General features: G+C 62.6%; 12 protein-coding genes. 8 read left to right on the top strand and 4 right to left on the bottom strand.

Annotated elements, in window-relative coordinates; all coding sequences use genetic code 11:
- Nucleotides 1-29: 29 nt before the first annotated feature.
- From AC1D75_RS00335 to AC1D75_RS00325, 3 genes are read right to left on the bottom strand one after another with little or no spacing between them, the layout of a single operon-like run.
- Nucleotides 30-1,460: a FadD3 family acyl-CoA ligase gene (locus AC1D75_RS00335; RefSeq protein ID WP_495513357.1), complete on the bottom strand. Its 1,431-nt coding sequence runs from the start codon at nt 1,458-1,460 to the stop codon at nt 30-32.
- Entirely contained in the window at nt 1,457-2,635 is a 1,179-nt protein-coding gene (locus tag AC1D75_RS00330) for an amidohydrolase family protein (protein ID WP_495513356.1), read from the bottom strand. The genes AC1D75_RS00335 and AC1D75_RS00330 overlap by 4 nt, the downstream gene beginning before the upstream one ends.
- A gap of 38 nt (nt 2,636-2,673) precedes the next feature.
- Nucleotides 2,674-4,209 (bottom strand): AMP-binding protein, encoded by a 1,536-nt coding sequence (locus AC1D75_RS00325; RefSeq protein ID WP_495513355.1) that lies wholly within the window; start codon nt 4,207-4,209, stop codon nt 2,674-2,676.
- A gap of 150 nt (nt 4,210-4,359) precedes the next feature.
- Here AC1D75_RS00325 and AC1D75_RS00320 point away from each other — a divergent pair, with 150 nt between their 5' ends.
- Nucleotides 4,360-5,076: an enoyl-CoA hydratase/isomerase family protein gene (locus tag AC1D75_RS00320; RefSeq protein ID WP_495513354.1), complete on the top strand. Its 717-nt coding sequence runs from the start codon at nt 4,360-4,362 to the stop codon at nt 5,074-5,076.
- Nucleotides 5,077-5,240: 164 nt separating this feature from the next.
- On the top strand, nt 5,241-5,861 hold the full coding sequence (locus tag AC1D75_RS00315; protein WP_495513353.1) for a TetR/AcrR family transcriptional regulator: 621 nt from the start codon (nt 5,241-5,243) through the stop codon (nt 5,859-5,861).
- A gap of 12 nt (nt 5,862-5,873) precedes the next feature.
- Here AC1D75_RS00315 and AC1D75_RS00310 read toward each other — a convergent pair whose 3' ends face one another.
- Entirely contained in the window at nt 5,874-6,086 is a 213-nt protein-coding gene (locus AC1D75_RS00310) for a hypothetical protein (RefSeq protein ID WP_495513352.1), read from the bottom strand.
- A gap of 353 nt (nt 6,087-6,439) precedes the next feature.
- Here AC1D75_RS00310 and AC1D75_RS00305 point away from each other — a divergent pair, with 353 nt between their 5' ends.
- Genes AC1D75_RS00305 through AC1D75_RS00280 form a run of 6 tightly spaced genes read left to right on the top strand, consistent with a single transcriptional unit; the run spans nt 6,440 to nt 14,231 of the window.
- Nucleotides 6,440-6,580, top strand: coding sequence for a potassium-transporting ATPase subunit F (locus AC1D75_RS00305; protein ID WP_495513351.1), 141 nt, complete (start codon nt 6,440-6,442; stop codon nt 6,578-6,580).
- Nucleotides 6,581-6,583: 3 nt separating this feature from the next.
- Nucleotides 6,584-8,269: a potassium-transporting ATPase subunit KdpA gene (gene kdpA / locus AC1D75_RS00300; RefSeq protein ID WP_495513350.1), complete on the top strand. Its 1,686-nt coding sequence runs from the start codon at nt 6,584-6,586 to the stop codon at nt 8,267-8,269.
- Entirely contained in the window at nt 8,266-10,371 is a 2,106-nt protein-coding gene (gene kdpB, locus AC1D75_RS00295) for a potassium-transporting ATPase subunit KdpB (RefSeq protein ID WP_495513349.1), read from the top strand. Before kdpA ends, kdpB begins: the two co-directional genes overlap by 4 nt.
- Nucleotides 10,372-10,377: 6 nt before the next feature.
- The gene (locus AC1D75_RS00290) at nt 10,378-11,004 is read left to right on the top strand and encodes a potassium-transporting ATPase subunit C (protein WP_495513348.1); all 627 of its coding nucleotides are present in this window, start codon (nt 10,378-10,380) and stop codon (nt 11,002-11,004) included.
- A gap of 10 nt (nt 11,005-11,014) precedes the next feature.
- On the top strand, nt 11,015-13,549 hold the full coding sequence (locus AC1D75_RS00285; RefSeq protein WP_495513347.1) for a DUF4118 domain-containing protein: 2,535 nt from the start codon (nt 11,015-11,017) through the stop codon (nt 13,547-13,549).
- Nucleotides 13,542-14,231, top strand: coding sequence for a response regulator (locus tag AC1D75_RS00280; RefSeq protein WP_495513346.1), 690 nt, complete (start codon nt 13,542-13,544; stop codon nt 14,229-14,231). The genes AC1D75_RS00285 and AC1D75_RS00280 overlap by 8 nt, the downstream gene beginning before the upstream one ends.
- Nucleotides 14,232-14,663 lie beyond the last annotated feature (432 nt).

Here is a 14,663-nt window from a genome sequence, read left to right as displayed (position 1 = left end):
CGTGTCAGGTCAGAGTAGCGACCCGGACGTCATCGCAGAAGGTCCTTCACAACCTTGCCGGTTGCGTTGGTGGGTAGCTCGGTCAGGAACTCGATCGACCGCGGGACCTTGAAGCCTGCCATGCGCTCGCGACTCCACGAGATCAGATCGGCCTCGGACACGGCCTCTTTGGCAACGACGAACGCCTTACAGACCTCGCCGAGCCTGTCATCGGCCACACCGATGACCGCGACCTGTGCGACCGCCGGATGTTCGAGGAGGAAGCCTTCGATCTCGGCGGGATAGGCGTTGAAGCCTCCGACGATGAACATGTCCTTCTTACGGCCGATGATGCGCAGTCGGCCGCCATCGTCGAGGCTTCCGAGATCTCCGGTGTGAAGCCATCCGTCGGAATCGATGGCTTCGGCGGTCGCCGCCGGATCGTCGAGGTAACCCTGCATCACGTTGTACCCGCGGATCAGGACTTCACTGTCGTCGGCGATGCGCAATTCGATTCCATCGCAGGGTGTTCCGACGGTGGTGGCTATCTGTTCGAAGGTGTCGCCCGCCCGTGATGCGGTCGCTGTGCCGCCCTCGCTCAGCCCGTAGCCGGTCATGATGGTCTCGAAGGGGAGGTCATTCTTGATCCGGCGGATCAGTTCGACGGGGATGTCGGCCGATCCGGTGACAGCGGCCCGCAGTGAGGACAGGTCGCGGCTACCGTCGTTGGCCGCAAGCAGCGACTGGTAAAGCGTCGGGGGACCGGGAAGCATCGTGATCTTCTCGCGCTCAACGAGGTCCAATACCGCATCGACGTCGAGAACCGGCACGGGAAAGATGGTGGCGCCACGGATCATCGACGCGATCATGCCTGCCTTGTAGCCGAACATGTGGAAGAAGGGGTTGACGACGAGATAGCGGTCACCTTCGCGCAGGTCGGCGAGGTCGCACCACTCGGAGAACAGCCGCAGTGTCTGCCGGTGGTTCATCATGACGCCCTTGGGGCGCCCGGTGGTACCCGATGTGTACATGATGTCGGCGATGTCGTCGCCGCTCACCTCACGCTCGAAAGGCTCACCGCTGGACAGGAAATCGGACTTGAGGTCGATGACGGGAACACCTTCGGGCCCGCCGTACTGCACCCCGAGAAAGCCCTGCTGCACCAGCAGGAGCTTGGCGCCGCTGCGCCGGACGATGTCGTCCGCCTCGTCGGCCTTGTAGCGGGTGTTGACCGGCACCAGTACGCCGCCGGCGGTCAGCAGTCCGAAAACAGCGATGACCCACTCTGCCGAGTTGGGTGCCCAGATGGCGACCCGGTCGCCTTTGTCGATGCCCGCTGATGCAAAAGCTCCGGCTGCCTTCCGAACCCGTTGTGTGAGTTGACGGAAAGTCAGCCGGAGCGGTCCGTCGACGATCGCTTCGTTGTCACCGAAGCGATCGCCGACGGAGAGGACCATCTGCGGGATGGTCTCCCAGGTCATACCTTGAGCAACCTCGCCATGTTTCCGCCCATGACCAGCTTCTGATCCTCGAGGGGCAGGTGCTGGATGTGGTTGATGTACGTGGTCGGTTCGGCCAGGCCCTCGGGATGCGGGTAGTCGGACCCGAACAGCACGCGCTCGGCGCCGATGAGGGCGGTGAGCTTGCTGAAGTCTTCTTCCCAGAAGGGGCTGACGTGGATGCTCTTCTTGATCGCAGCCACCGGATCCTGCATGCCGAAGCCCTCAGGAGCCTTCTTGTACACGTCCGCAAGGGTCTGCAGCACGTGCGGCAACCAGCTGGCACCGTTCTCGATGACCGCGATGCGCAGCTCCGGGAACCGGAACAGGGCGCCGTGGCAAACCCACGAGGCAACGGTGTCCTGGATCGGGCGCCATTCGCTGACCATGCGGAAGGCGTTGGTCACGAACGGGAGCATCTCGTCCGAGGTGCCTTCCCAATCCTGGTTGTAGCGGGCGTAGCCGCTGTCCGACGAATGCTGGGTGACCAGCACGTCGAGCTCGACAACACGCTTCCAGAAGGGGTCGAACTCGGGAAGGGCGAACGACCGCGGGCCCTTGTATCCGGGGACCGGAGCGGGACGGACCAGGATGGCCTTGGCGCCGCGCTCGACACACCACTCGAGCTCTTCGATGGCCTTGTCGACGATCGGCAAGCTGATCACCGGGACGGTGAAGATGCGGTCCTGGTAGTTGAAACCCCAGGTCTCGTACAGCCACTGGTTGAGCGAGTGGACCACGGCGTGAATCAGTTCCGGGTTGTCACGCATGCGCTCTTCGATGAGGCTGGCGAGCGTCGGGAACATGAGCGTGCGGTCGATCTGCAGCTCGTCCATCAGCTCCAGACGTGCGGCCGGCTCGCGGAACGCGGCAGGCGACTTGATCGGCTTGCCGAAGATCTCGCGCTTGCTCTTGCCTTCGGGGTTGCCGTTCTTGAAGTAGTCCTCCATGGCACCCGGACGTGCGACGACGTCGAACGTCGGGTTGGGGATGTATTCACTGATCTGTCCACGGATGGCGATCTTTGTCCGGCCGTTGACCTGGACGTACTGGATCGCATTTTTGTACTTCTCCGGAAGGAACTTGGTCAGCGCCTCCTGGGTCTCGTACAGGTGGTTGTCCGCGTCGAACAGCGGATACGGCAATGCTTCGGGCATGAGATCCTCCATTTCCTCTTGTGAGAACCATATTCTCTTTATCTGGATGTCGCAATATCCGTGCGCACCTGAAACTTTTGAACTTTTCCGCTGGCGGTGCGAGGAAAATCGTCGGCCTGATGCAACTCCTCGGGCCACTTCTGCTTGGCCAGGCCGATCTGATCGCAGTGTGCGCGGACTTCGTCCATCGTTGGCATGGAATGGCCCGATTTGAGTCGAAGGACCGCGGCGGCGTGCTCGCCGAGCCGGGCATCGGGGGCGGCGACCACCACCGCCTCGGCAACTGCAGGCATACCCATCAGCACTTCCTCGACCTCCAGGGCGCTGATGTTCTCCCCGCCGCGAATGATGAAGTCGGCCTTGCGATCTGTGATCGTCAGGTAGCCGTCTTCGTCGATCACCCCGACGTCACCGGTGCGGTACCAACCGTTTTCGTCGAAACTGCGTTCGGTCAGGTCCGGATCGGTGTAGCCGATGCAGAGATCGGGTCCGCGACTGAAGATCTCCCCGTCGTCGCCGAGCCGGATCTCGGCGCCAGGCAAGACATTTCCGTCGGTGAACAGGCGCTTGTCGATGGGGGCGTTGTACATCGAGCCGACAATGGACGGGTGCTCGGTGCTCCCGTATGAGCGGAAGACGGTGATGCCGAGGTCCTCGAGTCGCGTGGTGACCGCCGCCGGTACCGACGACCCGCCCAATCCGGCGTATTTCATGAAGGGCAGGTACTCGTCGGTGAAGTCGGGGTGGTCGATCAGGCTGGTCACGAAGTAGGTGGCGCCGCCGCCGACGGTCAGGCCTTCTGTCTTCATCAGGTCCATCGCCTGCACGGGGTCCCACGCGTCGGTGAGGTTGATCGGACTGCCGTCGAGGACCGGGATGAGGAAGGCGTTGACCATCCCGATGAAGTGGCCGACCGGCGCGGCGGTGAGCTGGCTGCCGCGATCGGGCGGATACCACGCACCGAGCTGCCGGGTCTCGAAACCAAGGGTGCGATGGCTGTGGATCACGCCCTTGGGTGAGCTGGTGGTGCCTGATGTGAAGGCGATCAGTGCAGGTAGCGCGGCGTCTGTCTCGATGATCCCGCGCATCGGCTCCTCGGCAAGGAGGTCGTCGAAGTCCCGGCCAACCACCCCGACGATCGGCACGTCGGCACTGAGCTCGGGGGAGAACTCGAGACGACCGAACTTCTCTGCGGCGATGAACACCTTGGGCTTGATCGCGCCGAGGATGTAGCCGACCTCTTTGCGCCCATAAAAGTGGACAATCGGAACCACCGTGGCGCCGAGGAACGACGATGCCCAGAATGTTGCCGCGGCTTCCATCCAGTTGGGGAGTTGGAATGCGACGACGTCACCCGGTCCCACGCCACGGTCCCGCAAACCGGCGGCAAGTCGTCGGGCAACCAGCTCGACATCGGCGAAGGTCCCCGTCCACGGTCGGATCGCCGAATGGATCCGGAACTCGACATCGGGTGCGGAAGCGAGCCCCGCTGCGAGCAGTTCTCCGATTGTCTCGTCGGTCCACCACCCCTGCTGCTCGTATCTGGCCACCAGGTCGGCGGGGATGGTTCGCATGTCGACAACTCCAATACAGCTCTGATCCGAGTCCGGGTACCGAACGACGGCCGGGGGGCGCGGTCGGCCGGGTGAGGCGATCAACGGCCGACGTTGGTGATGATATTCTCACAACTGAAGAATGCCAATCTCATTGATGGAGAATCTCCCATGGTTGAACTTGAACTCAACGAAGGTCTGGCGGTCATCACGATCGATCGCCCGCAGGCCCGCAACGCGATTGCGCCGGAAACCATGGATCAGCTCGAGACGGCTCTTGATGAGGCGAAAGGGGCTCAGGCCCTGGTCATCAAGGGTGGTGGCGACAAAGCGTTCGTCTCCGGCGGAGACCTGAAACAACTGAGCGCCCTGCGGACCATCGAAGAGGCCGAGGCGATGGCGTGGCGGATGCGCGGGATCTGCGATCAGATCGCCGCGTTCCCGGCACCGGTTGTCGCGGCGTTGAACGGGCACGCACTCGGCGGTGGAGCCGAGGTTGCCGTTGCCGCCGATATCCGTATCGCTGCCGACGACATCAGGATCGGCTTCAACCAGGTGACGCTGGCGATCATGCCGGCCTGGGGTGGCGCAGAGCGACTCGCGCAGCTGGTCGGTAAGAGTCGGGCCCTGCTGCTCGCCGGGGGTGGAGCACTTCTCGGTGCCGCCGAGGCCGAGCGGATCGGACTGGTCGACCGGGTGCTGCCAAGGGCGTCGTTCGATGAGGGCTGGAAGACCGTGGCCAGGTCGTTGGCCAACAATTCGTCGGGTGACATCAAGCGCGTCATCGGCGGCGCAACCCCCGATGAGGCGGTTGCGGCGTTCGCACGCCTGTGGGTTGCCGACGAGCACTGGGCAGCCGCCGATCGGGTCATGAACCGCAAGCGCTGACACGTCTGTTCGAAATGGCCGTCCGGTTGTCCGGGCGGCCATTTCGCGTTTCTGTACCGACCGGTGCTAGGCATTTGCACAGCATCCGTCGATATTGTGGACAACGGCGCGCTAACATGTCGTGAGCCAAATGGCTGCTGTCAATGATGCGGAGGTCGAACCCGATGGCATCGCCCCGCAGACTGGGCGCCCCGGACGCAAAGAATCGTGCGGTGCTGCTTGCTGCCGCAGAGCGTCTGATGTTGGAGAACGGCTACGCCGCAGTGAGTTCGCGGCGGGTGGCCGACGAAGCGGGCCTCAAACCTCAGTTGGTGCACTACTACTTCCGCACCATGGACGAGCTGTTCCTGGAACTGTTCCGGCGTCGGGCCGAGCAGGGCCTCGAGGTACAGGCTTTAGCGCTCAAATCCGAGCAGCCGTTGTGGGCGCTATGGGTGTTCAGTACCGATCCGGCCGGTGCGACATTCACGATGGAATTCATCGCATTGTCGAACCATCGCAAAGAACTTCGAGCCGAGATCGTACGGATCTCTGAACAGTTCCGCAGCGAGGCAAGCGCCGGTATCGAGGAAGTGCTGCGCAGATATGGGGTCGATCTCGACCAGATGCCGGCAGTGGCGGCAGTCGTGTTGATGACCAGTATCTCGCGGGTTGTGGTCATGGAAGACACTCTCGGCGTCCGCGAAGGGCACGCGGAGATGATCGAGGTTGTCGAGAATTATCTCCGCCAACTCGAGGGTGAACCGAGTCCTGAGCTGCAGGAGGTCCTGCAGCGCCGTCGTTGACGGCGCTGCGTTCTACGCGAGTGCCTCGAGGCTGTCGTCGTCGACGAACACAAGACTTCCGTCGTTCAACAACACAGCGAAGCGCTTCGGGCTGACCTTGAGTCCGTCACCGAGATCGACCGTGGCCTCGGGGAGAATGCCGAAGTCCTCGACGATGGTGCCTTCGCGAGTGTTGTCGTCTGTGGTGACGTTGACCTGCGCTCCAACGCTGAGTGCCTTGGACACTTCGGGAGCATCCTTATCAGCAGCAGTCGATTGTCTATTTCGCATGCATACATTAGATCAGTAGATTCCCGCTGTTGGTACATCGGAGTTGCTGAACTGCTCATTCGGCATTGCGATATCTGAATACACGAGTTGTATTAACGGCTTCGATTACGCCCGAATCCCCCCGCGCAAAGATCGCGTAAAGATCGTGAATGCGGGCGTATGAAGGTCGTCAACGGTGGGTTCGATGGCCCTTTGGTCGGCGCATGCTCAGGACACACGCCGGGCTCGATGGAGTAGCCCGGCATCTCTCCAGGAGTGGTCGTGTCAGATCTCTGTTTCCTGCTGGCGATCGGCGGCGGGTTTCTCATATGCGCGCTGGTTCTACGCACCGTCGCTGCGAGAACACGCCGGTGACCGCCGACGGAGCAACCAATGTCGTGTTGCTGATCCTCGCCGTGATCGTCGTGCTGTACCTCTTTGCCGCCCTCATCTTTCCCGAAAGGTTCTAAGGCGTGAACTCCTCTTTGGCCGCCGCGTTCCAGGTCGGGGTGGTGGTCTTCGTACTCGCGGCGGCATATGTGCCCCTCGGCGACTACATGGCCCGGGTGTTCTCCGGCGCCCGCGATTGGGCGCCTGAACGATTCATCTACAAGATCGCCAGGATCGATCCCAAGCGTTCCCAGACGTGGACCGGCTACGCCACCGCGTTGATCGCGTTTTCTTTCGTCGGCATCGTGTTCCTCTACCTGCTGCAACGACTACAAGGTGTCCTGCCCTGGAGCGACGGCCGTGATTCCGTCTCACCCGCGATGGCTTTCAACACCGCGATCTCCTTCGTCGCCAATACCAACTGGCAGTCCTTCTCACCCGAAGTGGTGATGAGCAATCTGACGCAGATGGTCGGGCTGGCAGTACAGAACTTCCTGTCTGCGGCTGTCGGGCTGGCGGTTGCCGTTGCACTCATCCGCGGCATCATCGCAAAGAAGGGTGACGGCCAGCTCGGCAACTTCTGGGTCGACATGACCCGTGCGGCGCTCCGAATCCTGTTGCCGCTGAGCATCATCGTCGCGACCATTCTGCTCACCCAGGGTGCCATCCAGTCGTTCAAGAGTGGCTTCGACTTCATCGGTCTCGACGGGTCGAGTGGTTCGAGTGTGGTCGGTCCGTTCGCGTCGCAGGAAGCCATCAAAGAACTCGGCACCAACGGAGGTGGCACGCTGTCGGCCAACTCCGCTCATCCGTTCTCGAACCCGACGCCGCTGAGCAACATCGTCGAAGTCCTTGCACTGCTGATCATTCCGGTCTGTTTGACGCGTACCTACGGCACCCTCGTCGGTGACCGTCGCCAAGGTCTGACGATTCTCGGAGTGATGGCGGTGATCTGGACCGGCATGTTGGCCATCGTGTGGGCCTTCGAATCGCGTACCAACGGTATTGCGGCGCAGGCGGCCGGCGCCATGATGGAAGGCAAAGAGCAGCGATTCGGAGTGGCGGGGTCGGCATTGTTTGCGGTCTCGACCACCGGAACATCCACGGGCGCGGTGAACTCCGCGCACGATTCGTACTCCGCTGCCGGTGGCGGCGCGCTGATCTGGAACATGCTCCTCGGTGAGGTCGCACCAGGTGGTGTCGGTACCGGGCTGTACGGAATGCTGGTACTTGCGATCATCGCGGTGTTCGTTGGTGGCCTGCTGGTCGGCCGGACCCCACAGTTCCTCGGCAAGAAGATCGGTCAGCACGAGATCACCATGGCGGCTTTGTCGATCCTCGTGATGCCTGCGCTGGTACTGACCGGAACCGCGATCACGGTCATCTTGTCGTCAACCACCGGATTTCAGGGCAACAGCGGCGATCCGGGTTCGCCCGAGTCGATCCACGGTTTCTCTGAAGTGTTGTACGCCTACGCTTCTGCCGCCAACAACAACGGCAGCGCCTTCGGTGGCCTCACCGTGACCAGTGACTGGTTCCAGACATCGCTGGGCTTCGCGATGCTCCTCGGCCGATTCCTGCCGATCATCTTCGTTCTTGCGCTCGCAGGTCTGCTGGCATCGCAAAAGCCCCGGCCATCCAGTAGCGCAACACTTCCCACACATGGCCTCCTCTACGGCGGCCTGGTCACCGGCACCGTACTCCTTGTTGCCGGGCTCACCTTCTTCCCCGCGATGGCGCTGGGACCAATAGCAGAGGCATTGTCATGACCGCATCGGTGGCGGAGCGTTCCACACCCGTCGACATCGCAGACGATGATCTGGCAGGCAGCGGAGCATTTGATCCGCGGCAGCTGATCACCTCGGTGCCACAGGCACTGCGCAAACTCAATCCCCGCGATCAGGCGCGCAACCCGGTGATGTTCGTGGTCTACATCGGCGCGATCGTCACCACCTTTCTTGCGGTGTGGCAGCCGTCGTGGTTTTCCTTCGCGGTGGTGTTTTGGCTCTGGTTCACGGTCCTGTTCGCCAACCTGGCCGAAGCGGTTGCCGAAGGCCGTGGCCGGGCGCAGGCGGCAAGCCTGCGCAAGGTCAAGCAGGACACCATGGCCCGCAGGCTCGAGGCGGACGGGAGCATCACCGAGATCTCCGGTAGCGCACTGGTCATCGGCGATCGGATCGTGGTCGAGGCAGGCGAGGTGATCGCAGGCGACGGCGATGTGGTCGAAGGTATTGCCACAGTGGATGAGTCGGCGATCACCGGCGAATCTGCCCCGGTCATCCGGGAATCGGGTGGCGATCGATGTGCGGTGACCGGTGGCACGGTTGTGCTGTCGGACAAGATCATCGTCAAGATCACCACCTCGCCCGGCGAGTCGTTTGTGGACCGGATGATCGCGCTGGTCGAGGGGGCATCGCGCAAGAAGACACCCAACGAGATCGCCCTCGACATCTTGTTGTCCAGCCTGACCATCATCTTCCTGTTGGCGGTGGTTGCAGTCGGCCCGATGCAGGAGTACGCGGGCCAGACCCCGGATGCGGTCAAGCTCATCGCATTGCTGATCTGCCTGATCCCGACGACCATCGGTGCTCTGCTCTCGTCGATCGGTATCGCCGGTATGGACCGGTTGGTGCAACGCAACGTGCTCGCGATGTCGGGCCGCGCGGTGGAGGCCGCAGGCGACATCGACACGCTGCTGATGGACAAGACCGGAACGATCACCTTTGGCAATCGTCGTGCCACCTCGCTAGTCGCCGCGCCGGGGGTGACCACGAAGGAACTCTCGTTGGCCGCATGCCAATCGAGTCTCTCTGACGACACGCCAGAGGGGCGCAGCATCGTCGACCTCTGCCGAGACGAGTTCGGCCTCGATCCGGCGTCGATCGATATCGAAAGCAGAGGTTCTCGAGAGGTCATCGCCTTCACCGCCCAGACCCGGATGAGCGGGATGGATCTGCGAACCGGCGAAGGTGTGCGTCAGATCCGCAAGGGGGCAACTGATTCGGTACTCCGGTGGGTGGCCGACAACGGCGGTGTACCGCCGACCGAGGTGTCCGATGAAGTCGACCGCATTGCCGGTGCCGGTGGAACCCCGTTGGTCGTCGGAGTGCGGGCCGGGGATACAAAAGCGCGTGTCCTGGGTGTCATCGCCCTGTCCGACGTTGTGAAACCCGGTATGGCGCAGCGCTTCGCGCAGCTGCGGGCGATGGGCATCCGGACCGTGATGGTCACGGGTGACAACCCGCTCACCGCCAAGGCCATCGCCGCAGAGGCTGGAGTCGACGACTTCGTGGCCGAGGCGACTCCCGAGGACAAACTGGCACTGATCCGCAAGGAACAGGCAGGCGGGCGACTGGTCGCGATGACCGGTGACGGCACCAACGACGCACCCGCACTGGCACAGGCCGATGTCGGTCTGGCGATGAACACCGGTACGTCGGCAGCAAAAGAGGCGGGCAACATGGTGGATCTGGATTCGGATCCGACCAAATTGATCGACGTGGTGGCCATCGGCAAGCAGCTGTTGATCACCAGAGGGGCGCTCACGACGTTCTCGCTTGCCAACGATCTGGCGAAGTACTTCGCCATCCTGCCCGCCCTGTTCACCGGCATCTATCCGCAGCTCGACAAGCTCAACATCATGGGTTTGCATTCGGCGCAGTCGGCCATCACCTCGGCGGTGATCTTCAATGCGCTGATCATCGTGGCGTTGATCCCGTTGTCGTTGCGGGGTGTTCGTTACCGGCCCAGCTCGGCGTCGAAGTTGCTGGGCCGCAACCTGTTGATCTACGGACTCGGTGGTGTGGTCACGCCGTTCATCGGAATTTGGCTGATCGACCTGGTGGTCCGCTTTCTCCCGGGAATGGGGTAGTTGAACATGAACTCTGTGTCGACATGGATACGGCAGTGTGTGGTTGCCGTCGCGGTCCTCGCGGCGATGACGGTGATCCTCGGCGTCGCCTATCCCACCGTGGTGTGGGGGATTTCAAGAGTCACCTCGACCTCTGCGGAGGGCTCAAAAGTGGAGGACAGCAACGGTTGTGTGGTGGGGTCGAGTCTGATCGGAATCGACCCGCAGGCCGAGGAGGGCCAACCCGACAAGTTCCTCCATGCTCGCGTGCTGGGATCTGCTGACGACCCGATGGCACCCGGCGACCCGGCCGCCTCGGCTGCCAGTAACCAGGGACCCGGCAGCACCAAGCTCGCGGGATGGGTCGACGAGCGCAGGCAGATCATCGCCGCCAGGGAGAACGTCGGACCGGCGCAGGTGCCGGTCGACGCCGTCACCGGATCGGGATCGAGTCTGGATCCGCATATCAGTGAGGCCTACGCACAGCTCCAGATACCGCGGGTGGCCCGTGAGAACGGGAAGTCTGTGGATGAGGTCGAGCGGGTGGTCGCCGATAACACCAACGATCGCCAGCTGGGATTCCTTGGCGAGCCGACCGTCAACGTTCTCGGTGTCAACATCGACCTGGGGCTGACCGCTCCGGCCTGCGACTAAGATCGCTGCAGTGACTGCCGGCAAAGAGACCAGGGGACGACTCGAGGTATTCCTCGGATGCGCACCTGGTGTGGGTAAGACGTACGAGATGTTGGCGCAAGCCCACGCACTGGTCGGCGAAGGTGTGGATGTGGTGGTCGCGGTGGTCGAGTCGCATGGGCGCTCGGTCACCGCGGCCATGACCGACGGCCTCGAGATCATCCCCCGTCAGAAGGTCGAGTATCGCGGCACGGTCCTGGAAGAAATGGACCTCGACGCCGTGCTGGAGCGCCGTCCACAGGTGGCGCTGGTCGACGAGTTCGCCCACACCAACGTTCCCGGTTCGCGAAATACCAAGCGGTGGCAGGACATCGACAAGCTGCGCGACGCCGGGATCGACGTGCTGTCCACGATCAACATCCAGCATCTGGAGAGTCTCAACGACGTTGTCCAGGAGATCACGGGCATCGTGCAGCGCGAGACGGTTCCCGATGATGTCGTCCGCAAAGCCGATGAGATCGAACTCGTCGACATCGCTCCGCAGGCGCTGCGACAACGACTGGCTGCGGGCAAGGTCTATCCCGGCGACCGGGTCGGCGGCGCGCTCGCCAACTACTTCCGGCAGGGAAACCTCACCGCACTCCGTGAGCTGGCGCTGCTCTGGTTGGCCGACCAGGTCGACGACAACCTGGCGGCATACCGTGCCGCACACGACATCACCGCGACGTGGGAGGCGCGCGAGCGAGTGGTGGTGGCGCTGACCGGTGGCCCCGAATCGGCGACGTTGTTGCGTCGGGCGAGCCGGATCGCTTCGAGATCAAGTGCTGAACTGGTTGTCGTGCACATCGTGCGGGCCGACGGACTGGCCGACCCGACGGCTGTCGACATCATCAAACTGACCGAGATCGCCAAAGGGTTTGGTGCACAGATCCACACGATCGTCGGGGACGACGTTCCGGTCGCGTTGCTCGAGTTCGCCCGCGGCATCAACGCCACGCAGCTCGTGCTGGGAACGTCGCGGCGCCCGCGGTGGAAGCGGATCTTCGACGAGGGTGTCGGTGCCACGGTGGTCCGGAACTCAGGGAAGATCGACGTGCACATGGTCACTCACGAAGAGGCCACGGCACGGAACCCGCTGGACATCAGGCAGACCAGATTTCATCGCCCACTTAGCTGGCTCGCCGCAGCGGTGGTTCCCTGCGTGGCCGCGGCTTTCCTTGCGCTGCTGGACGAATGGTTGGGGATCGCCGGCGAATCGGCGCTGTTCTTCGTGGTGATATTGGCGGTCTCGATGCTCGGTGGCATCGGGCCGGCGGTACTGTCGGCGCTCCTGTCCGGGTTGCTGCTCAACTACTTCTTCACCACCCCCCGGCACACGTTCACCATCAACGAGCCAGAGAATCTCATCACCATCATCGTGATGTTGATGATTGCCATCGCTGTTGCGGCCCTGGTCGATTCGGCGACGGTGCGGCGGACGCAGGCACAACGTGCCAGCCGCGATGCCGAACTCCTGGCAACATTCGCCGGAGCCGTCCTCAGTGGCGAGGGCCTCGAGGGGCTGCTGCAACGCGTCCGGGAGACATACGACCAGGAGGCGGTGTCGGTGGTGCGTCGGGGTGGTCGTGACCCGAACACCGTCGAGGGGGCGGTCGGTGATGACCCGCCGACGGAGTCGTCCGAGGCCGACACCGTGTGTTCGGTTCCGGGCGGTGAGTTCGAGATGCTGCTGAAGGGACCGAAACTCGGAGGACGAGAACGCAAGGTGCTGTCGGCGGTCGCCACGCAGGCGGCGGGGATCGTGGAGCGCCGTGAACTGGCTGCCGAGGCGTCCGAAGCACGCGCACTCGCGGAAACCGATCAATTGCGCAGGGCGCTGTTGTCGGCGGTGAGCCACGATTTGCGTACCCCGCTGGCCGCGGTCAAGGCGGCGGCGTCGAGTCTGCGGGGTACCGACGTCACATTCTCCCCCGAGGACACCGCAGAATTGCTCGCCACGATCGAGGAGTCGACCGATCATCTGACCGCGCTGGTGGGCAATCTGCTCGACTCGTCGCGGTTGGCGGCGGGTGTCGTCCGCCCCGACCTACAGATGGTCTACCTGACCGAGGTGGTGAGCGGGGCGACGGTCGGGATATCGCGGCTTGACCCGGCAGGCGCGAATCGCATCGAACTCGATGTCGAACACATCCTCGTCTACGCGGATCCGGGCCTGTTGGAGCGGGTTCTCGCCAACCTCATCGACAACGCCCTGCGTCACAGCGGCCAGTCGAGTCCGGTTCAGGTTCGAGCCCGGCTCACTGCCGATGACCCGCCTCGGTGCACCATTTCGGTATGCGACCACGGACCGGGTGTTCCCGCCGATGATCGGGACAAGATTTTCACCGCATTTCAGCGACTCGGTGATCACGACAACGGTGTGGGCGTCGGGCTCGGGCTGTCGGTTGCCCAGGGGTTCGTTGCGGCCATGGACAGCAAGATCGTCCCCGGCGTCACCCCCGGTGGGGGTTTGACGATGTCATTCCAACTTCCCGTCGGTCCTCCATCGGAGCGCGACGATGAGTGAGCGGGTGCGGGTCCTGGTCGTCGATGACGAACCGCAGATTCTGCGTGCGCTCCGAATCAACCTGAACGCGCGTGGATTCGACGTCACCACCGCCTCCAGCGGCGCCGGCGCGCTGACTGCCGCCGGGCAGACGAATCCACAGGTCATCGTGCTCGACCTCGGTCTGCCTGATATCGACGGGTTCACCGTGCTTGCCGGATTGCGAGGCTGGACCAATGTGCCGGTGATCGTGCTGTCCGCGCGCGTCGATTCGGCGGACAAGGTGCAGGCCCTCGACGCAGGGGCCGACGATTACGTGACGAAACCGTTCGGGATGGAAGAGTTCCTGGCCAGGCTACGAGCAGCGGTACGTCGCGGGAGTGCAAGCACCGATGACGGCGCTCCGGTGGTCGAGACCGACGCCTTCACTGTCGACCTGCGAGCCAAACAGGTGACGCGCGCCGGCGAGCCCGTGCACCTGACTCCCACAGAGTGGGGTGTGCTCGAAATGCTTGTGCGGCACGAGGGAAAGCTCGTCAGCCAGCGCGACATACTCAGCCACGTCTGGGGCCCGTCCTATGGCACCCAGACAAACTATTTGCGTGTTTATCTGGCCAGCCTGCGGCGCAAGCTCGAACCCGATCCCACCCGGCCGCGGCACCTTCTGACAGAAGCGGGCATGGGATATCGCTTCGTGCGATAGCGCGTTGTGTCGTCCAATATTTGTTGATTGCAATGAAATTATCATTGGTCCACTTGCCCGAAAGGGTAGGTGGACTTCGTTGCTAATTCTCGATCGCTTTTTTGAACCCTGTGGATCACAAACTTTGCGAGTGCTCGCTTTCGATACGATCCGCGTTAGTTGTTTGTGAACTTAGAAAACAGAATCCGATGAAGTAGGTGTGCCCGAAAGTTCGCACGTTTGTACTACAGCGCAGGTCAGTGGTGGTGTCACAATACTTCTTGACCCGCTCGAGGCCGCCGGTTTGCCAAAGATATTTCCCTTGTGGGAGTTTTACTTGGAATGACCGGTTTGGCAATTCAGTTGTGTAGTTCCGTGCCGGATTTCAGTTGTTGCCGGGCGAAGCCGTCCATTATGTGTTTAGGATCGAAGTGCTCTAGTGGAAGGGTGGAC

It is taken from the genome of Williamsia sp. Y712, assembly GCF_059445525.1.
Note: the sequence above shows the minus strand (reverse complement) of the source record. Positions and strands in the feature narration are given on the sequence as shown.